The 19,052-nt window shown below is 60.5% G+C and carries 18 protein-coding genes; 8 read left to right on the forward strand and 10 right to left on the reverse strand.

Annotated elements, in window-relative coordinates:
• Positions 1–2: 2 nt before the first annotated feature.
• The 3 genes from V6607_RS23365 to V6607_RS23375 all read right to left on the reverse strand — a co-directional run bounded on the left by V6607_RS23365 (position 3) and on the right by V6607_RS23375 (position 2,810).
• The gene (locus tag V6607_RS23365) at positions 3–1,157 is read right to left on the reverse strand and encodes a TDT family transporter (protein ID WP_134327074.1); all 1,155 of its coding nucleotides are present in this window, start codon (positions 1,155–1,157) and stop codon (positions 3–5) included.
• Between the two features lie 106 nt (positions 1,158–1,263).
• A complete protein-coding gene (locus tag V6607_RS23370; RefSeq protein ID WP_003212380.1) occupies positions 1,264–1,575 on the reverse strand; it encodes a hypothetical protein in 312 nt (103 codons plus the stop codon).
• 41 nt (positions 1,576–1,616) lie between these two features.
• On the reverse strand, positions 1,617–2,810 hold the full coding sequence (locus V6607_RS23375) for an MFS transporter (RefSeq protein WP_003212382.1): 1,194 nt from the start codon (positions 2,808–2,810) through the stop codon (positions 1,617–1,619).
• A gap of 91 nt (positions 2,811–2,901) precedes the next feature.
• Here V6607_RS23375 and V6607_RS23380 point away from each other — a divergent pair, with 91 nt between their 5' ends.
• Complete coding sequence (locus V6607_RS23380; RefSeq protein WP_087695266.1) at positions 2,902–3,447, forward strand: TetR/AcrR family transcriptional regulator; 546 nt, start codon at positions 2,902–2,904, stop codon at positions 3,445–3,447.
• 911 nt (positions 3,448–4,358) lie between these two features.
• Here the strand turns inward: V6607_RS23380 and V6607_RS23385 are convergent.
• From V6607_RS23385 to V6607_RS23400, 4 genes are all read right to left on the reverse strand, one after another.
• Positions 4,359–5,138 carry an ABC transporter permease gene (locus V6607_RS23385; RefSeq protein ID WP_003217229.1) on the reverse strand — a complete coding sequence of 260 codons (780 nt, stop codon included), beginning with the start codon at positions 5,136–5,138 and terminating at the stop codon, positions 4,359–4,361.
• On the reverse strand, positions 5,135–6,067 hold the full coding sequence (locus V6607_RS23390) for an ABC transporter ATP-binding protein (protein ID WP_003217227.1): 933 nt from the start codon (positions 6,065–6,067) through the stop codon (positions 5,135–5,137). Before V6607_RS23390 ends, V6607_RS23385 begins: the two co-directional genes overlap by 4 nt.
• A gap of 135 nt (positions 6,068–6,202) precedes the next feature.
• Positions 6,203–6,826 (reverse strand): glutathione S-transferase, encoded by a 624-nt coding sequence (locus tag V6607_RS23395; protein ID WP_003217226.1) that lies wholly within the window; start codon positions 6,824–6,826, stop codon positions 6,203–6,205.
• Between the two features lie 57 nt (positions 6,827–6,883).
• Complete coding sequence (locus tag V6607_RS23400; protein WP_003217224.1) at positions 6,884–7,543, reverse strand: transglutaminase family protein; 660 nt, start codon at positions 7,541–7,543, stop codon at positions 6,884–6,886.
• A gap of 192 nt (positions 7,544–7,735) precedes the next feature.
• On the opposite strand from V6607_RS23400, the gene V6607_RS23405 reads away from it, so the two are divergent.
• Together V6607_RS23405 and V6607_RS23410 are read left to right on the forward strand one after the other, a co-directional pair.
• A complete protein-coding gene (locus V6607_RS23405; RefSeq protein ID WP_008431294.1) occupies positions 7,736–10,183 on the forward strand; it encodes an acyl-CoA dehydrogenase in 2,448 nt (815 codons plus the stop codon).
• Between the two features lie 231 nt (positions 10,184–10,414).
• A complete protein-coding gene (locus V6607_RS23410) occupies positions 10,415–10,822 on the forward strand; it encodes a PA2817 family protein (RefSeq protein ID WP_003217220.1) in 408 nt (135 codons plus the stop codon).
• 142 nt (positions 10,823–10,964) lie between these two features.
• Here V6607_RS23410 and V6607_RS23415 read toward each other — a convergent pair whose 3' ends face one another.
• Positions 10,965–11,897: a LysR family transcriptional regulator gene (locus tag V6607_RS23415; protein WP_003217218.1), complete on the reverse strand. Its 933-nt coding sequence runs from the start codon at positions 11,895–11,897 to the stop codon at positions 10,965–10,967.
• A 91-nt stretch (positions 11,898–11,988) separates the two neighbouring features.
• On the opposite strand from V6607_RS23415, the gene V6607_RS23420 reads away from it, so the two are divergent.
• Positions 11,989–12,615, forward strand: a complete 627-nt coding sequence (locus V6607_RS23420; protein ID WP_008431289.1) for a hypothetical protein — start codon at positions 11,989–11,991, stop codon at positions 12,613–12,615.
• On the opposite strand, the gene V6607_RS23425 is transcribed toward V6607_RS23420, so the two are convergent.
• Entirely contained in the window at positions 12,616–14,184 is a 1,569-nt protein-coding gene (locus V6607_RS23425) for an alkaline phosphatase D family protein (protein WP_134327075.1), read from the reverse strand. It abuts the gene before it with no gap.
• A complete protein-coding gene (locus V6607_RS23430) occupies positions 14,184–14,738 on the reverse strand; it encodes a GNAT family protein (protein ID WP_134327076.1) in 555 nt (184 codons plus the stop codon). Before V6607_RS23430 ends, V6607_RS23425 begins: the two co-directional genes overlap by 1 nt.
• 189 nt (positions 14,739–14,927) lie before the next feature.
• On the opposite strand from V6607_RS23430, the gene V6607_RS23435 reads away from it, so the two are divergent.
• The 4 genes from V6607_RS23435 to V6607_RS23450 are packed head-to-tail and all read left to right on the forward strand — an operon-like array spanning position 14,928 to position 19,047.
• The gene (locus tag V6607_RS23435) at positions 14,928–15,335 is read left to right on the forward strand and encodes a biopolymer transporter ExbD (protein ID WP_003217209.1); all 408 of its coding nucleotides are present in this window, start codon (positions 14,928–14,930) and stop codon (positions 15,333–15,335) included.
• 2 nt (positions 15,336–15,337) lie between these two features.
• A complete protein-coding gene (locus tag V6607_RS23440) occupies positions 15,338–16,075 on the forward strand; it encodes an energy transducer TonB (RefSeq protein ID WP_003217207.1) in 738 nt (245 codons plus the stop codon).
• Between the two features lie 24 nt (positions 16,076–16,099).
• Positions 16,100–18,382, forward strand: a complete 2,283-nt coding sequence (locus V6607_RS23445; protein ID WP_008431274.1) for a TonB-dependent receptor — start codon at positions 16,100–16,102, stop codon at positions 18,380–18,382.
• A gap of 17 nt (positions 18,383–18,399) precedes the next feature.
• The gene (locus V6607_RS23450; RefSeq protein WP_003217203.1) at positions 18,400–19,047 is read left to right on the forward strand and encodes a MotA/TolQ/ExbB proton channel family protein; all 648 of its coding nucleotides are present in this window, start codon (positions 18,400–18,402) and stop codon (positions 19,045–19,047) included.
• Positions 19,048–19,052: the final 5 nt, after the last annotated feature.

Raw genomic sequence — 19,052 nt, forward strand, 5'->3', positions numbered from 1 at the left:
GCTTACTTATTCGCTAGTCCTGCAATGCACGGCGATACAAAAAGCTCGCCTTTATAGGCGCCCTGCACCGTGCGCTTGGCGACAATCAGCCACATCAGCGCCAGCGCCGCCACCAACACGCAACCAACGATGCTGAAAAAACCCAGGTGCAAGGTGCTCGCCAGTTTCAGCGTGGCCAGCGAGTACACGCCCAACGGAAAGGTGAAGCCCCACCAGCCAAGGTTGAACGGGATACCGGCCCGCAGGTAACGCAGGGTGATCAGCACCGCGATCAGCATCCACCACAAGCCGAAGCCCCACAGGGTGATGCCTGCGACCAGGCCGATGCCGTTGGCCATCTCACCGACGCCGGGCAGACCGTTGGCGGCAAAGATGGCAGGTGCATCACCGCCCAGTACCAGCATGCCCAGGGCACCGGTGCCGATGGGACCTAGAGCCAGCCAGCTCGACGCGGCCATATTGGCGTGTGGCAGTTTATGCAGGGCCATGCGCAGCATCAGGATGGTCAGGATGCTGAACGCCACCGGCAGGGAAAACGCCCACAGCACGTAGCTGGTCACCAGCATCACCAGTTGCGAATGGGCGTCGGCCAGGTGCGGCGCCAGCAGGCCACCGCTGGCGGCGGCGACTTCCGCGGCCACCACCGGCAACAGCCACACGGCAGTCATCTGGTCGATGCTGTGTTCCTGACGGGTGAACATCATGAACGGGATCAGCACCCCGCAGGCCAGGGCCATCGCGACGTCGAGCCACCACAGCACCTCGGCCAGTTGCACCACGCCACCCCCCCAGCGCGGCACGCCGAACAGCAGGAAGCCGTTGATAATGGTCGCCAGGCCCATGGGGATGGTGCCGAAGAACATCGACACCGTGGAGTGCCCGAAAATGCGCCGGGCCTCGTGGAAAAACATCACCCAGCGCGCCGCATACAGCACGCTGAACAGCACAAACAGGCCAATGGTAAACAGCCACAGCCCTTCGGCCACGGCGTGCAGCCCCGCCAGGTTGACCGGCAATTGCGCCAGCGCCAACGCCAGCACCCCGGTGCCCATGGTGGCGGCAAACCAGTTGGGGGTGAACTGGCGAATCACTTCCCGGGGACGGGTCAGGTGACTGAAGGGTTTCAAGCTGCTGTGAAGCGTATTCGGGCAAGTCATGGTGTAGTCCTCTTCCTCGCATGAGGTTGAGACCATGGTAGAACCGAATCGAATATCTATATAACGGGTAATATCTCTAACTGTTATCTGTTTCGTAGATATGTGATTAAACGCTGCCTTCGGTTTCAATCACCAGAATCCGTGCCGGGCCCTGTGGATGGGCCACATGCTCGGTGCCGACACTGGCGTAGAAGATGTCGCCTACCTGAAGCAAGGCCATCTGTTCGCTGCCGTTTTCGCGATAGTGCATCTGCACCTGGCCATCAAGCACCACGAACACCTCTTCGCCGTCATTCACGTGCCAGCGATACGGCTGGTCGGTCCAATGCAAACGGGTGGTGATGCCGTTCATATTGGCGATGTCCAGCGCCTCCCAGGCGCGGCTGCCGGTGAATTCTTTGCTGCGGATGATCTTCATGGGTGAATCCCAAGGCGTAAGGGTGACGAATTATTACCGAATCAATTACCCGCCGTCGCCCTGCTCTTCGCCAAATCCTGCATTAGCAACGCCACCAACGCGCCGAGTGCCAATACGATCAGCACCACGCCATAACCGTCGGTGGTGGCGATCAAACCGAAGGTGCGCGTCAAGTTGCCCGCCAACAGCGACGGCACACAGAACGCCAGGTAACTCAGCACATAGAACGCCGACATCAAGCCCGCCCGCTCATGGGGCAAGGCCAACGGCAAAACACTGCGCAGCGCACCGAGGAATCCCGAGCCAAAACCACCGCCGGCGATCAGCGTGGCAATGAAGAACAGCGGCAGGCTGGCGCTGTGGACGGCCGTGAGGATCAGCGCAACACCCACCGCCAGCAGCACGGCGCCCAACCGCAGGACTTTGTCCGCCGGGCGGTTGCGCAGGCTGAAAATCATCACCGCACCGCTCAGCGTCAACACCGCCACCAGCCCGCCGCCGATCAGGTTCGAGGTGGACCCGGTCGCCGCCCGCACCAGCGAGGGCGCCAGGGACAGATAAAAACCGCCCATGGCCCATACGGCTACGTCTACCGGCAACGAGATCCACAAGGCGCGTCGGGCCTGGGGCGGTACATGCAAGGTGGGCCATAGCGAGGCCAGGGCCCCCGGAATCCGGCTGACTGTCTCCGGCAGGCGCCAGACGTACAATGCCTGCAGGATCATCAACCCGAGCAGGGTCCAGTAAATCAACGTGGTCGGCATCGGCGCGAACTCCACCAGCAGGCTGCAGCCCATGGCCCCGCAGGCCATGCCCAGCAAAGGCGCTACGCTGTTGATCAGCGGGCCTTGCTGGCGGTCGGTGTCGAGCAATGCGGCGCCCAGTACGGCGGTGGCCATGCCGGTGGCAAAGCCTTGTACCGTGCGGGCGGCAATCAGCCAGCCGACGCTGTCGGCATTGATAAACAGCAGCATCGCCAGCATATCGAGGAGCAGCGCGGCAAAAATTACCGGCTTGCGCCCCAGGTGGTCCGACAGTGAACCCACGGTCAGCAATGCAGCCAGCAGGCTCAAGGCGTAAATGCCAAATACCAGGGTCAACATCGCCGCCGAAAAGTGCAGGCCCTCTTGATAGAGGTGGTACAACGGGGTCGGCGCGCTGGAGGCGGCGAGAAACGTCAGCAAGGTGATCGCCAGAAACACCAGGCTGGAACGATGAGAAGTAACGCTGGACATGGGCACGCTCCGCTAAAGCTAATATTTTGCTTTTGCGGAGTGTGCTACCGGATGGCGCTTAAAGCAAATTCTTTGTGTTAAGGTTTTACGCATGGCGATAAAAGAAGGCCTCCGCCCGGGGGGCCGTAGTGCCCGGGTCCAGGAATCAGTGCATTCGGCGGTGCGTGAATTGCTCGAAGAGCAGGACCGTTCCAGCGTGACCGTGCCGCAGATAGCCACGCGCGCCGGAGTGACGCCTTCGACCATCTACCGGCGCTGGGGTGACTTGGCGGCGCTGCTGGCCGATGTTGCGATGGCCCGTCTGCGCCCGGACAGTGAGCCGGCTGATACCGGCAGCCTGCGCGGAGACCTGCGGGCCTGGGGTGAGCAATACCGCGATGAGATGAGCTCGGACCTTGGCCGCGAGATGATGCGTGATGTGCAATGCAGTCAGGCGCCGGGGTATTGCGTGGGGATTCTCACCGGGCAGTTGGAGACGATCCTGGATCGGTACACCGACGACGCCGGGACACTTCCCAGCGTGGATCGGCTGATCAATTTGATCGTTGCGCCAACCGTTTTTCGTAATCTGTTTTCTACCGCGCCGCTTGAGGTTGAAGAACTGCATGAGCTGATTGAGTTGGCTTTGCTGCCGTAAGGTGGTTTGTGGGTTTGGGTTTGGGTTTGGGTGTATATCCGTTATTTGGGTTGTTGCTGATATGGGTTCCGCTCTTACAGCGGCTCACTTTTGAAAAGCGCAAAAGTAAGCAAAACGCTCTTGCCCCACCACTCGGCACCTCGCCTAGGCTCGGTGTGCCCTCACTCCGGCTTTGGACCGTGGGCCGCCGTCATGGGCCATCCTTGGCCCAGGACGGCTAACCTGGCGTCCTGCCAGGTTACCCACGCTCCAAAGCCTGCGTTCAGCCAGCGTGGTTTAACGGGGCGCCTAAGATCAAGATCAAAAGCAGATCAAAAGCACAGCGGCCTCCCGGCCGGCTTGAGTGTTGAAGAGCAAAAGCCAAATCAAAATCTAAAGCCGGCACGGTCCAAAAAATGTGGGAGCGGGCTTGCTCGCGAAGGTCGTTAACGATGACGCGGGCATTCTGGATGAACGCGGCGCTCTCAGGTTTTTCGCGAGCAAGCCCGCTCCCACAGAAAAGCAGATTTGTTTTCGCTTTGGTCTTTGCTTTTGCTTTTCAACACTCAAGCCGGCCGGGAGGCCGCTGTGCTCTTGCTTTTGATCTTGATCTGACTGCCCCAATAAGCCCGAGGCCGAACGCAGGTATTGCGGAGCGGGTAAACCGGCAGGACGCCGGTTTAGCCGCGCCGGGCCATGGATGGCCCGTCGCGGCGGCCCGCGGAGCAATGCCGGAGTGAGGGAACGCCGAGCCACAGCGAGGCGCCGACAGGCGGGGCAGAGCCCTTTGCTTACTTTGGGGCTTTTCCAAAGTGAGCCGCTGTAAGAGCGGAACCATAGGTGGCCGTTACCGAAAAAACGGATATGTACTCAAACCAATCGCCAAAAAAAACGGCCTCATCTGGAGGCCGTTTCTCATTACATATCAACGCTTAGGTGCGCATTCCACGCCCACTCACCAGCAACCGCGCACACCCCACATACAGCACCACAGTCGCCACCAGCATAAAGGTGATCGCCACACTGATCTTGATGTCCGAAACGCCCAGGATCCCATAGCGAAACGCGTTAACCATATGCAACACCGGGTTAGCCAACGACACCGTCTGCCAGAACGGCGGCAGCAAGGTGATCGAATAAAACACCCCACCCAGATACGTCAGCGGCGTAAGAACAAACGTCGGAATAATCGAAATATCATCAAAGTTGCGCGCAAACACCGCATTGATGAACCCCAGCAACGAAAAGATAGTCGCCGTCAGCACCACCACCAACAGGGTGATCCCGAGGTGATGCACCTGCAAATGGGTAAAGAACAGCGACAGCAACGTCACAATCACCCCAACCATCAACCCGCGCAGCACACCGCCCAGGGTGTAGCCGATCAAAATCGTATGAGGCGACACCGGCGACACCATCAATTCCTCGATGGACCGCTGGAACTTGCTGCCAAAAAAGCTCGACACCACGTTGCCGTAGGAGTTGGTAATCACCGACATCATGATCAACCCCGGCACGATGTACTCCATATAGGTGAATCCACCCATATCACCAATCTGCCGACCAATCAGGTTACCGAAGATCACGAAGTACAAAACCATGGTGATCGCCGGCGGCAGCAAGGTCTGCGGCCAGATCCGGGTAAAGCGCTTCACTTCGCGATAAACGATGGTCTGCAGCGCGACAAGGTTGGGTTGCAGTTCCGAACTCATACCGCCACCTTCGCCAGATTTTTCTCCACCAGGGACACAAACAACTCCTCAAGGCGATTGGTTTTGTTACGCAGGCTCAGCACCTCGATGTTCTGGGTAGCCAGTTGGCCAAACAGCGCGGTGATGCCCACGGCTTTGTCCACCTGGACTTCCAGGGTGTGGCTGTCCACCAGGCGATTCGGGTAGCCGATCAACTGGGGCGCAACCGTCATGTCGTTTTTCAGGTCGAGCAGGAAGGTCTCGACGTGCAACTGGCTCAGCAAATTACGCATGCTGGTGTTTTCGACAATGGTGCCGTGGTCGATGATGCCGATGTTGCGGCACAGCTGCTCAGCCTCTTCCAGGTAGTGCGTGGTGAGGATGATGGTGATGCCTTTCTGGTTCAGCTCGGTGAGAAACGTCCACATCGAACGACGCAGCTCGATGTCCACGCCCGCCGTCGGCTCGTCGAGGATCAGCAGGCGCGGTTCGTGAACCAGGGCGCGAGCGATCATCAAGCGGCGCTTCATGCCCCCGGACAGGGAACGCGAAGGCACGTCGCGCTTGTCCCACAAGCCCAGTTGCGTGAGGTATTGCTCGGCGCGTTCCTTGGCGATCTTCGGCGGGATGCCGTAGTAACCGGCCTGGGTCACGACGATGTCGAAGGTCTTTTCAAACTGGTTGAAGTTGAACTCCTGGGGCACCACGCCGATGCTGCGCTTGAGCGCCGCCGGGGATTTGTCCAGGTCGTTGCCAAAGATATTCACCGTACCGGTGGTCTTGTTGACCAGGGTCGAGAGAATCCCGATGGTGGTGGATTTGCCGGCGCCATTGGGGCCGAGCAAGGCGAAGAAATCACCTTCGGCGACGTCCAGATCGATACCACTCAGGGCCTGGAAACCGTTGCCGTAGGTTTTGGTTAGCTGCCGGATGGACAGAGCGGAACTCATATCGGATTACGCACCAAAGAAGAGGAATAGAATTGTTACATGAGGGCAGACCGCACGGAATACAACGGCTGCGCGTGACAAGCATGGTGCTTGTCCGCGCCGCACAAGTACAGTAACCCGTATTAATAGTCGGTATCAGGTCAACGCGGTCATGACCGATTTCTGATAGGCCGGACGCTGGCGCAGCCGCTGGTACCAGGCTTCCAGGTTAGGCATCGACGGGCGTTCGATGGGCATTTCGAACCAGGCATAAATGAAGCTGCCCAAGGGAATATCGCCCATGCCGATCTCGCTGCCGGACAGGTAAGGTTGCGTGGCCAAGGCCTGATCCACCGTCTGCAAAACATCGATGCAGGCCTGGCGACCGGCGTTGATGGTGTCCCAGTTCTGTTTTTCAGCCGGGGTTCGCAGCACGCCCCAGAACACGGTCTTGAACGGTTCGGCCAGGGTCGAGGTGGTCCAGTCCATCCACTTTTCAGCGTTGGCCCGGGCTTGCAGCTCGCTGGGGTACCAGTTCGAATCCGGCGCATGTTTGGCGGCCAGGTAGCGCACGATGGTGTTGGATTCCCACAGCACAAAATCGCCATCTTCAATCATCGGCACCCGGCCATTGGGGTTCAGCGCGCGGTATTGCGGCGTGTCGACCACACCAAAAGCCCCGCCCGCATCAATTGCCTCATAGTCCAGGCCGAGCTCCTCGGCGCACCACAGTGCTTTCCTGACATTTGACGAATTTTTACGACCCCAGATTTTCAGCATGACCGCCCCGATTTTGAAAAAGATGGTTGGATGAATGCCGGGGCAGCATACGCCGGATCACGTTCGGCTTAAATCACTCTGCATGTCCCCCAGCAGGATCGGCATCTGCTCGCCAAACAGGTGCGGGTAACATTTCTGGATGTGGGCGAAGAAGAATTCCTCGGGCACCTCGGCAAATTGCCCATGGTCCACCACGTACTCCATGGAGCGCTGGCCCTTGCGGTTGAAGGCGTGGAAAACACTGTCATGAACGCCATCGAAATCCAGCGGCGGCACATCGAACAGTTCGCACAGTTGCTGATTGAACGCCGGCGTGGCCTTGACCCAACGGCCGTCCAGATACAACTCGGTATAGCCATGCATGGCAAATACGTCACTTCTGAGCAGCTCGATCAAACGGGGCGTCGAGAGGTGGTTACGCACGTCGGCCAGGCCGATGCGCGCCGGGATCCCGCAGTGCCTTGCGCACGCCGCCAGCAATGTTGCCTTGGGCACGCAATAACTCTCGCCGGCCGCCAGTGCGAAGCTCGCGCTGAGGGTTTGCGGGTCGCGACTGAAGGTATAGGGGTTATAGCGCACCGCCTCGCGCACAGCGTAGTAAAGACTGACTGCCTGGTCACGGAGTGCGGCACTCGAACCGCGATGTTTTTCGGCGAACTCCACCACCGCAGGGTGGTCACTATCGATGAAGCGGCCGGGATTCAAGTACGCATTCATGAGGTTAATCTCAGAGAGCAAGCCCTGAGTCTAACCACAGGCATGCACCTGGGATAACGACGATTCGGCCAAATGTCGGCGCCTGGTGCTGATCATTGCCGGCACACCACGTAACACCCTCGTCACCCCGCTTGTTCGGATGCCGACTAAGCTCTGAGGTGATTTCGCACCTGGTTTCACGGAGGATTGAATATGCTGTTGTTGTGGATACTGGTTCTGGTGGTGGGCATTGCCTACCTGGCGCACCGGCGCATCGCGCCCCTGCCCGCCATCGGCGTGGTCGCCGTCTACCTGTTGGCGATGGGCGCCTTCAGCCACGCACCAGGCTGGTTGCTGCTGATCTTCTGGGTACTGATCGCCGTGGTAGCCGCCCCGCTGCTGCTGCCGGACCTGCGCCGCAAGTACTTCACCGCGCCGCTGTTCAACTGGTTCCAGAAAGTCCTGCCGCCGATGTCCGAGACCGAGCGCGACGCCATCGACGCCGGCACCGTGTGGTGGGACGGCGAGCTGTTCAGCGGCCGCCCCGACTGGGACAAGCTGCTGGCCTATCCCAAGGCGCAACTGACTGAAGAAGAACAAGCCTTCATCGACGGCCCTACCGAAGAACTGTGCGCCATGGTCACCGACTGGGAAATCGGCCAGGCCATGGACCTGCCCCCCGCCGCCTGGGAACACATCAAGCAGCATGGCTTTTTTGCCCTGATCATCCCCAAGGAGTTCGGCGGCAAAGGCTTCTCCGCCTACGCCCACTCCCAGGTCGCGATGAAGCTGGCAACCCGCAGCGGCGACCTCGCCTCCACGGTCATGGTCCCCAACTCCCTGGGCCCGGCCGAATTGCTGCTGCACTACGGCACCGATGAACAACGCAACCATTACCTGCCACGCCTGGCCCGTGGCGACGATATCCCGTGCTTTGCCCTGACCGGCCCACTGGCCGGTTCCGATGCCGGCTCCATGCCCGACACCGGGGTGATCTGCAAAGGCGAATGGGAAGGCAAGGAAACCCTCGGCCTGCGCCTGAACTGGGAAAAACGCTACATCACCCTCGGCCCGGTAGCGACCTTGCTCGGCCTGGCCTTCAAGGCCCATGACCCGGATCATCTGCTGGGCGACAAAGAAGACCTCGGTATCAGCCTCGCGCTGATCCCCACCGATACCCCGGGCGTTGAAATTGGCCGCCGCCACCTGCCACTGGGCGCCGCGTTCATGAACGGCCCCAACTCCGGCAAGGATGTTTTCATTCCGCTGGAATTCCTGATCGGTGGCCAGGAAATGCTCGGCAAGGGCTGGATGATGCTGATGAACTGCCTGTCGGTAGGCCGTTCGATTTCCCTGCCTGCCGTCGGAACGGGCGCGGCCAAGTTCACCAGCCTGGTGACCGGCCAGTACGCCCAGGTGCGTGAGCAGTTCAACGTACCGCTGGCGGCCTTTGAAGGCATCCAGGAAGCCCTGGCCCGCATCGGCGGCAACGCGTGGCTGATGGACAGCGCGCGGATGCTCACCGCCAACGCGGTCGACCTGGGGGAGAAACCCTCGGTACTGTCGGCGATCCTCAAGTACCACCTGACCGAACGCGGCCGCGAATGCATCAGCCACGCGATGGACGTGCACGGCGGCAAGGGCATCATCATGGGCCCCAACAACTACCTGGGTCGCAGCTGGCAGGGCGCGCCGATCTTCATCACCGTGGAAGGCGCGAATATCCTCTCGCGCAACCTGATGATCTTCGGCCAGGGTGCGATTCGTTGCCATCCGTTCGTGCTCAAGGAAATGGCCCTGGCCGGTCGCGAAGACCATGACCAGGCGCTGAAGGAATTCGACGGCCTGCTGCTGCAGCACATCGGCTTTGCCGTAGGCAACGCCGCCAGCACCCTGGTGTTGAACCTCGGTTTCGGTCACTTCGAAAAGGCTCCGGGCAACAGCCTGAGCCAGGGCTATTTCCGCGCACTCAACCGTCAGGCCGCGGCGTTTGCGATGCTGGCGGACCTGAGCATGATGCTGCTGGGCGGCGAGTTGAAACGACGCGAACGCCTGTCGGCACGTCTTGGTGATGTGCTGAGTCACATGTACCTGGCATCGGCTGCACTCAAGCGTTATCACGACCTGGATTCGCCAGACCACCTGGAACCGCTGTTCGCCTGGGCTATGGAAGAGAGCCTTGGCCACTCCGAGCGTGCACTGGATGAACTGCTGACCAACTTCCCGAGCAAGGTGTTGGGTTGTCTGTTGCGGGTGATCGTGTTCCCGTTCGGCCGCCGTCATAAAGGCCCGTCCGATGCGCTGGATGCCGAAGTGGCCGCAGTGCTTGGTCGCGCCAAGGGTGACCCGACCCTGGAAGCGGTGCTGGCTGGCTGCTATCGCCCACAGTCTGCAGAAGATCCGGTGGGCGCCCTGCAACATGCCTACGACCTGTTGGCCGACAGCCATCCGTTGCAGAAAAAACTCCACGAAGGCCTCAAGAGCGGCCAGGTCAAACCGACCGCGGGCGAACACGCCATCGATGCCGCGCTGCATGCCGGCGTGCTGCAACCGGCCGAGGCGCAGACCCTGCGTGACGCTGAAGCGGCGCGACGCAAGGTGATCGACGTGGATGATTTCAGCAAGGAAGAGCTGAGCCAGGCTGAGGGAAAAGTCCGCTGATCCCAGCGGTCATATAAAAACGGGTAGAGTGCCCTGCCTCACAAATACTGATCCCTTTTGACGGCGTCTGTTGTCGTCATGCTGCGTTGCCGCTCCTCGCCATAGCAAGCTATGACTCGTCGCGGCGCCTTGCCTGACAACAACAGCCACTCGTCAAAAGGAATCGTATTTGTGAGGCAAGGCACCGAGCTATATACTCTCGCGCCCGTTTTGCTCTTGAGGACTTATCTCGTGTCCAACGTCGTTGCCGATCATCTCGTCTTGCTCGACCACCTGCGCAGCATCCTGGTTGCCGTCGGCGAAGCCGAACAGGTTCCCGAGGAAAGCCACCTCCTGTTCCTGGAGCGCTTCGATGAACTGCGCGCCTTGCTGCCCATCGACCCGATCGAAAGCCAGTACCTGGGCCAGGACATGATGAGCCAGGTCATCCTGCGCTATCCGCAAATTGCTCACCTGGTGCCACGCGATCTGCTGTGGTTCTTCGGTGGCGACTGCCTGCACTTCATGCCCGACGACGAGCTGGACCTGTACCAGGCCCTGGAAGAACGTCGCTTCGAAGCTGAACAGAACGACGAACCGTTCGACTGGAACCAGGAAAAGCAGTTGTTGGCCATGTCCAATGACCAGCCCAAGCACTGATTTCAGGGCTAACGCAGATCAAATGTGGGAGCGGCGGTGCGACGGTTCGACTTGCTCGCGAATGCGGTGTGTCAGTCAATATTTTAGGTGACTGATACACCGCATTCGCGAGCAAGCCCGCTCCCACATTTAAACTGTATTCCTACCGTTTCTTCAGCGTCGGCTCTTTGGCCATGCACTCCACCAGATAATCAATAAACACCCGCAACTTCGGCGGCAGGTACCGCGTCGGCGAATGCAGTAGCCACGCATCCCCGTGGTACGACGCAATGAAATCCCACCCCGGCAGCACCTGCACCACCTCCCCCGCTTCCAGCGCATGCCGCGCCGTGAAATACGGCAAGCTGCCAATCCCCACATGTTGCAATACCGCATCCAGCCGCACGCCTGTGTGATTCGCCGCATACCGCCCGCGCACGCCCACCGTCACCGCCTTGCTGCCCTGGCGAAACTTCCAGCGCGCATCCCCCGGCGTCTCACCCAGGTAGATGCAACTGTGCTCCAGCAAATCATGGGGATGCTGCGGCGTACCGTGCTCCGCCAGGTACCGCGGCGTGGCGCAGATCAAATGCTCGATCGGCAGCAACTGGCGCCCCACCAACCCCGGCGGCGGGCTGTCGGTGATGCGGATGCTCAGGTCGACATTGTCGTCAATCAGGTCCACATGCCGGTCCTCCAGGATCAACTGCACGTCGACCTTGGGATAACGCCGCAAAAACTCCGGCATATGCGGATGCACCACAAAACGCCCCACCGCCTTGGGCACGCTGACCCGCACCAGCCCTTCGGCTTCATGGGTGTATTGGCCGCTGATTTCCATCACCGACCGCGCAGCACTGACCATTTCCTGGCAGCGCTTGAACACCTCTTCGCCGCCTTCGCTGAGGCGCAATTTGCGCGTGGTCCGTTGCAACAGGCGAGTCGCCAGGGCCTTTTCCAGGCGTGAGATGCTGCGGCTCACGGAGGACGGTGATGCTCCCAGTTGGCGCGCAGCCTCGGAGAAGCTGCCGGTTTCCACCACCTTGACGAAAATCGCCATTTCGCCCAGCAGCGGCAAGGGAAGATTGATGCTCATGACGCACAAGTCCATTGAGATTTGAACGGATTATCACCCATTGGCGCACTTCTTATACTGCCGGTTAGAAACCCTGATGCGGATATAAATGATGACCCAGCGCCTGTTTTTTACCCATGACCACCTGAATGCCGAACTTGAAGTGCTGGGATGCACACCTTTTGATAACCAGTTTGCGGTAATCCTGCAGTCCACAATCTTCCATCCACAAGGTGGCGGCCAGCCCTCCGACACCGGCTGGCTCGGGGCAAGCCAGGTGTTGAAGGTGGTGCAGGAAGGCGATCATGTCGTGCATTACGTAGACCGCCCCGTGGCTCCCGGCGTGATCCAGGCACGCGTCGATGAAGACCGCCGCACCTTGCACACGCGCCTGCACTCGGCCGGGCATCTGATCGGCAATGCCGGTGAAACCCTGGGCTGGATGCCGATCAAGGCTCATCACTGGCCGGGCGAAGGGAAGATCACCTTTATTCGCGGCACCTCGGCCCAGGCCATGGACGCCGAGGCGATCCAGCGGCAAGTCGACCAATGGATCGCCGCCAACCTGCCGCGCCATATGGCCCTGGATGACGGTACGCGGCAAGTGGGTTTTGGCGACCTGCCGGCCTATGCCTGCGGCGGCACGCATGTGCAGGCATTGGGGGACGTGGGCCAGGTGACGATCCTGGCCCTCTCCGAGAAAAAGGGTGCATTGTCGGTGCGCTATACCCTGAACTGACTAAACCGCAATCGCCCCCGCCCTGCCCGGTTCCACCACAAACGACTTGAGGGTCGAGACGCTGGCGTTCGGATCCCGGGCATCGGAAATCACCCGGAAGTTCGTCAGCATATTCCTCTCCTCAAGCGCCACCGACACATAGCCGCGCTGGCGGCTGTCGAAAAACTTCACATGGGGATTGAGGGGCAGGATCGCACTGAACGCATCAAATGGTGGCCCGTCAGACGTCACCGACGTGCCGACAAACTCGGTCGCGACCACGGGCGAATCCGGATTCCCTGCGTCAGCGTGCAGGTCCGTCGTCCAGAACGAGTGAATATCGCCGCCCCAGAACACCGGGTTATTCACCTTTCTGCGCACCATCGACGCAAGCATCCGCTCACGGTTGGCCATGTAACCATCCCAGCCATCGGTCCAGCGGCCGGGCTTGTGGTTGGTCAGGTCACGTTGCGTGAGCGGCGCGACCAACAGGTCCTGGGCGATCACGTTCCATTGTGCCCGGGACTCGGCAAAACCCTGGTCCAGCCAAGCCTCCTGCTCCCAGCCGAGCATGGTGCGACGGGGATCGCGCAGGTCGGCACAGGTGTTGGCGGCCACATGTCCCTTGTGGCTGCCATTGGCCAGGATGCATGGCTGCTCGGAGCGGTACTGACGCCCATCCAGCACATGGAAACGCGCCAGCCGGCCGTAATCCAAACGCCGATAGAGGCGCATGTCCGGCCCGCGCGGCAGGCTGCTGGCCCGCAGCGGCATGTGCTCGTAGAAGGCCTGGTAGGCCGCCGCTCGCTGCTTGAGAAAACTCGTCACCGGGATGTTCGGGTCCTGGGACCACTGGCTGGCATAGTCGTTTTGCACTTCGTGATCGTCCCAGGTGACCACACTGGGCGCCGCAGCATGCAGTGCCTGCAAATCCGGATCGGTCTTGTACAGGGCGTAGCGGTTGCGGTAATCCACCAGATTCAACGCATTGCCGCTGCCGTGGGAGCGAATGACCTTGCCGGAATCAGCCGCGTAGGAACTGTCATAGATGTAATCCCCGAGGAAAAACACCAGGTCAGGCTGCTCGGCGGCCAAATGCCGATAGGCGCTGAAGTAGCCTCGCTCCCAATGGGAGCAGGAGACAAAACCCAACTGCGCCGATGCCATGGCATGCACCGCCGGCGCTGTGCGCGACTGGCCCACTGGGCTTTGCGCACCGAGGCCCTCGAACTGGTACCAGTAAGGTCGACCCGCCTCCAACCCGCTCACTTCCACATGCACCGAATGGGCGAAACGCTCGCTGGCCATCACCTCGCCCTGGCGCACAACGTGCGTCATCGCTGCATCGCGGGCCACCTTCCAGCGCACCGGCACCGCTCGGTTCAGGCCACCCCGACCGTCGGCGGCATTGAACAGCGGCGCGAGGCGCGTCCAGATCACGAAACCATCGGGCAATGGATCGCCTGACGCCACACCGAGGGTGAAGGGATAGTCGATGCCTGCACTACGGGCAAACGGGCTGAGGATCGAAAACGCCGTGGCAACTGCAAGCCCGCCCAGTACGCGACGGCGATCGTGATTCACACTCATCAACTGCGCTCCTTCCAATCGGCACGCACCAGGCCATACAACAACATGTCCTCGTGCACCCCATTCTTGAGGAAGGCGCCCTTCATGCACCCTTCGTAACCCAAGCCAATTTTTTCCATGACCCGAGCGGACCCTTTGTTACGAGCAAAGCACTGGCTGCCCACACGCTGCAGCGCCAATTCGCTGAACCCAAACGCCATGATCTGCGCCGCTGCTTCGGCGGCATAACCCTGGCTTCGAGAATGGGCGGCCACCCAATACCCGAGATGCCCACTTCGATGAGCAGCAGATAATCTGAGACTGATCACGCCGATCAATTCGCCAGTTTCCCGCAGATGAATCCCCAGCCCCAGTGAATGCCCCGAGCGGTAATTCTCTGCCTGGCCATCAATAAAGGCGTGTGCGGTTTCCAAGGTGTATGGCGATGGAATCGCAGCCGTGTTGTTCGCAATATCGGGATGGTTGGCCAGCACCGACAACGTCTCGGCCTGTTCCTTTTGCAGAGGCTTCAACAGCAGTCGCGGGGTGGATAAATGCGGCAGTGCAATGCTCATGCAGGGGGACTCGCGAAATAAATTCTCCAAGAATGTACCCGCGTCGTGTCAGTTTCATTACGTAGATAAATAGACCCACGAGTCGTCTGTAAGACGCGTCCTAGAGCCTTAAAAGCTTAAATTAAAGTTAACCATTCGGTCATTTTTGGTTGCTAGCGTGTCGCCCCTAATCAACTGCGGGGTAGCGGAATGAGAACTTGGGATGAACCCAAAAAACGCAAGGCACACATCGAACTGATCCCGATGATCGACGTGATGATGTTCCTGTTGGTGTTTTTTGTACTGGTGAGTTTGAACGTGATTCCGGCCCTGGGCATGAAGACTCAGCTGCCGAGCGCCAGCAGTTCACAGCAGCTCAAGCCGCAAAATAAATTCATCCTGACCCTGGGCCTGGAAGGTCAGCTGCAGCTCGATGGCAAGGACCTGACCGTCGACGCGCTGGTGCCTGCACTCAAGGCCGGCGAGAAGCCAGACACCAAGTCGACGATCATCGTCAACAGCGACAAAGGCGTGGAAGTGTCGCGCCTGGTCGAGGTGATGGACACCCTGCGCCTGGGTGGCTTTACCTCTGTCTCCATCGCCACGAAAAAGTCCTGATCATGTATGCCTTGTTTCGTGCGCGTCGGCTGCTGGGCAGTGTCCCGGCCCTGATCGCCCTGGTGCTGATTGCACTGGGTATCCAGTCCCAACCCCTGAAGATCCAGCCGCAGTACGACGAGTCGGCGGTTGAACTCGCGCTGGTCGAGCCGGAGCCGGAAGTGGTCCCCGAGCCCGTGGTGGAAGAACCGCCGCCACCGCCGCCGGTGATCGAAGACGAGGAGGCCGAACCTGCCCCTCCGCCTCCGCCACCCAAGCCGATCCCCAAACCACTGCCAAAGCCTGAGCCCAAGCCAAAACCGGTGCCCAAGCCCGTGGTCGCCAAGCCAACGCCTGTGCCTGCGCCAGCTCCGGTGGCCGCCAAGCCGGTGCAAGCCGCTCCCGCTCCCACGCCAGCACCCGCTGCGCCACCGGCGCCGCCGAAAGTCGACGGCCAGGCACTGGAAGGCGGCTACCTCAAGGGCTTGCGCAACGAGTTGGACACCTACAAGCAATACCCCACCGGGCGCCAGGCGTCCCTTGAACGCCCGAGTGGCGAGGTGGTGGTCTGGTTAATGGTGGACCGCCAAGGCCGCGTCCTCGACTCCGGGATCCAGACCCCGGCGCCGAGCATGCTGCTCAACCGGGCCGCCACCAACAGCCTGCGCCGTATCAAGCAGGTGAAACCGTTCCCCGAACAAGCCTTCGGTGGACGTAACGAGCAGCGCTTCACCGCCACCTTCAACTACAGCGTGCAATAAGCACACACCACCAGGACGACAGTGATGAAGTTCACCCGGATTCATCTGGCACTCGTTGCCGCGACGAGCATGACCCATGGAGTGGTCATGGCAGATACCAGCGACAGTGACGTCGGGACTATTGGGGTACAGGGCAAGGCAACCGCTGGGGGCGGTTACATGGTCCAGGAAGAGAGCGCCAAGGGCCGCTCGACCATCACCAAGGAAGCGTTGGACAAACAGACGGCCACCGGCAACGCCATCGACAAGCTCAAGTACACCCCGGGCCTGAACATCTCCAGTGAAGACAACACCGGCCTCTCGGGTTTCCGCTTCACCATGCGCGGCATGAACTCCGACCAGGTCGGTATGTCGGTGGACGGCATGCCGATCAACGACTCCGGCAACTACGCGTTGTACTCCAACCTGTTGGGCGACCCGGAAAACATCGACCAGATTTTCGTCACCCAGGGCTCGTCGGAAGCCGACGGCCCGCACATCGGTTCCAGCGGCGGCAACATCGGCATCGTGACCATTCGCCCCACCAAGGAAACCGGTGCCTTCGTCAAGCAAGTGGTCGGCAGCAACGCCACCCGCAAGACCTTCGCCCGCCTCAATACCGGTGAAGTCAACGGCCTGAGCAACTGGCTGTCGGCCTCCCACACCGAAGGCCAGATGTGGCGCGGCTCGGGTGCCGTACGTGCGGACAAGGTGGAGTGGAACAGCTTCTTCGACGCCGGCAACGGCAACACCGCCAACCTGATCCTCAAGTACCACGAGCAGGACAACAACAGTTACAGCCAGTTGACCAAGGCACAGTTCCAGCAGTACGGCCGCAAGTACGACCCGTACCCGGCGACACCGGCGGTGGGCGCCAACGGCAAGGTCAGCAGCTACTACGACCTGGCGCAGAACCCGTTCCAGACCTTTACCGCCGTGCTCAACACCCAGTACAAGCTGAGCGACAACCTGTCCCTCTCGGTGATCCCGTATTACTACTACGGCAACGGCAGCGGCGTGGGCTCCTCGGCCTATGCGCTGAACAGTGGCTCGAACAAGGGCGGCGTTTTCGACCTCGGCAACCTGCCGACACAGGCTCAATACAACGCCGACGGTTCCGCGACCACCGGCGTCTACTACCGCCCTTCGCGCACCCAGACCTGGCGCCCGGGCATCACCACCAAGCTGAACTGGGACCTGGGCGACCACAGCCTGCAATTCGGCTACTGGTATGAACGCGCCCGCCAAAGCCAGACCCAACCGTTCATTGCCCTCAAGAACAACGGCAAGCCAAGCGATACCTGGCCCGACGGCAACTCCGTGGTCGACGCCAACGGCAACACCGTACAGGGTCGCGACCGCTACACCGTGACGCCGGCGCAAAAGGTCTGGACCCAGGACACCTGGTACATCAACTCGGACTGGACGTTGATCGCGGGCATTGCCTACATGAACGTCGAGCGTGACGGCACCAACCACGGCAGCCTCACCGAGCAACCCGGCAAGGCCAGCCAGACCTACAACAAACTGCTGCCCAACGCCGGCCTGAAATACCAGCTCGACGAGCGTGACCAGTTGTTCTACAGCCTGTCGCGCAACATGCGTATTCCACAGAACTACGTGCTGTACGACAAAGGCGTCGGCTCCCTCGACTCCAAGCCGGAACTCAGCTGGAACCAGGAACTGGGCTGGCGCTACACCGGCGAAGACAGCACCCTCGCCGCGACCCTGTTCTACATGCAGTTCAAGAATCGCCAGCTCACCTCCCTGGACAGCAACGGTGATTCCGCCGACATCAACGCCGGCACCGTCATCAACAAAGGCCTGGAACTGGAGTGGAGCGGCAAGCTGCCGCACAACTTCAACTACTACACCTCCTACACCTACACCAGCTCCAAGCAGCAGGACGACCTGACCGTCTACAGCGCCGGCAAGCCGATCGTGCTGCCCACCAGCGGCAAGCAGTTCGCCAACGTGCCGACCAACATGCTGGCGGCCAACATCGGCTATGACGACGGGCGCTTCTACGGCACCTTCGGCGGCAAGTTCACCAGCAAGCTCTATGGCGACCTGACCAACGACGAAGCCATCTCCGCCCGCACCATCTTCAACCTCGGCGCCGGTATCTACCTGCCGGTGGACAAGAAAGTCGTCAAGGACGCGACCCTGCGCCTGAACGTCGACAACCTGTTCGACAAGAAGTACCTGGACGGCGTGTACACCACCAAGACCAACTCGGCGAGCTACAGCGGTTTCCGCGATGGCGACCCGGCCTACATCGTTGGGCTTGACCGCACCGTCACCGTTTCCCTGGAAGCCAATTTCTAACTGCGAGGCTCAGCATCATGGACATGAACCTGCTTCACCAAATCACCTTTTATGTGATGTACGCCGCACTGGCGATTGCAATCTTCATCACCATCGAACGTGGCATCTACTTCGCCTACGTGCGCCGCCAGGCCCGTGCATTGACCGAAGTGCTGGGCGCCAATGTGCACAGCGAACGCGACCTGCCGGAAAACCTGACTCGCCGTGACAGCCTGCCGCTGAGCATGGTGCTGCCGATCCTGGCGCAGAAGGCGTCCCATGGTTCGCGCAAGGACCTGGACGACGAGATCGAAACCCAGTACCTCAAGACCCGCGCGCCGCTGTCGCGCAGCCTGTGGATCATCGAAACCATCACCACCGCCGCGCCGCTGCTCGGCCTGCTGGGGACCATCCTCGGCATCATCGACACCTTCAAGGCGCTGGCCAGTGCCGGTGTGTCCGACCCGGGCCAGATTTCCGGTGGTATCGGTACGGCCCTGTTCGCCACGGGTTTGGGTATCGCCATCGCGCTGTTCTGCGTGGTGTTCCACAACTTCTTCCAGGACAGCCTGGAGCGCATCAACGACCAGCTGAAAATCCTGCTGATCCGCGCGGCAACCGGTGCCCGCGTGCAGGGTGAAGTGCCGCACCTGGTACCGACCCCGCTGCACACCCGCACTGCGTGACCTTC

This window comes from Pseudomonas sp. KK18 (assembly GCF_037094675.1).
GTDB lineage: Bacteria > Pseudomonadota > Gammaproteobacteria > Pseudomonadales > Pseudomonadaceae > Aquipseudomonas.

Bases quoted from the DNA above. Each gene is read 5' to 3' on its own strand.
- V6607_RS23395 (WP_003217226.1), bottom strand. From the start codon at position 6,826: ATGCTGAAAATCTGGGGTCGTAAAAATTCGTCAAATGTCAGGAAAGCA.
- V6607_RS23430 (WP_134327076.1), bottom strand. From the start codon at position 14,738: ATGAGCATTGCACTGCCGCATTTATCCACCCCGCGACTGCTGTTGAAG.
- V6607_RS23415 (WP_003217218.1), bottom strand. From the start codon at position 11,897: ATGAGCATCAATCTTCCCTTGCCGCTGCTGGGCGAAATGGCGATTTTC.
- V6607_RS23435 (WP_003217209.1), top strand. From the start codon at position 14,928: ATGAGAACTTGGGATGAACCCAAAAAACGCAAGGCACACATCGAACTG.
- V6607_RS23390 (WP_003217227.1), bottom strand. From the start codon at position 6,067: ATGAGTTCCGCTCTGTCCATCCGGCAGCTAACCAAAACCTACGGCAAC.
- V6607_RS23385 (WP_003217229.1), bottom strand. From the start codon at position 5,138: ATGAGTTCGGAACTGCAACCCAACCTTGTCGCGCTGCAGACCATCGTT.
- V6607_RS23425 (WP_134327075.1), bottom strand. From the start codon at position 14,184: ATGAGTGTGAATCACGATCGCCGTCGCGTACTGGGCGGGCTTGCAGTT.
- V6607_RS23420 (WP_008431289.1), top strand. From the start codon at position 11,989: ATGACCCAGCGCCTGTTTTTTACCCATGACCACCTGAATGCCGAACTT.
- V6607_RS23375 (WP_003212382.1), bottom strand. From the start codon at position 2,810: ATGTCCAGCGTTACTTCTCATCGTTCCAGCCTGGTGTTTCTGGCGATC.
- V6607_RS23400 (WP_003217224.1), bottom strand. From the start codon at position 7,543: ATGAATGCGTACTTGAATCCCGGCCGCTTCATCGATAGTGACCACCCT.
- V6607_RS23440 (WP_003217207.1), top strand. From the start codon at position 15,338: ATGTATGCCTTGTTTCGTGCGCGTCGGCTGCTGGGCAGTGTCCCGGCC.
- V6607_RS23365 (WP_134327074.1), bottom strand. From the start codon at position 1,157: ATGACTTGCCCGAATACGCTTCACAGCAGCTTGAAACCCTTCAGTCAC.
- V6607_RS23405 (WP_008431294.1), top strand. From the start codon at position 7,736: ATGCTGTTGTTGTGGATACTGGTTCTGGTGGTGGGCATTGCCTACCTG.
- V6607_RS23380 (WP_087695266.1), top strand. From the start codon at position 2,902: ATGGCGATAAAAGAAGGCCTCCGCCCGGGGGGCCGTAGTGCCCGGGTC.
- V6607_RS23450 (WP_003217203.1), top strand. From the start codon at position 18,400: ATGGACATGAACCTGCTTCACCAAATCACCTTTTATGTGATGTACGCC.
- V6607_RS23445 (WP_008431274.1), top strand. From the start codon at position 16,100: ATGAAGTTCACCCGGATTCATCTGGCACTCGTTGCCGCGACGAGCATG.
- V6607_RS23370 (WP_003212380.1), bottom strand. From the start codon at position 1,575: ATGAAGATCATCCGCAGCAAAGAATTCACCGGCAGCCGCGCCTGGGAG.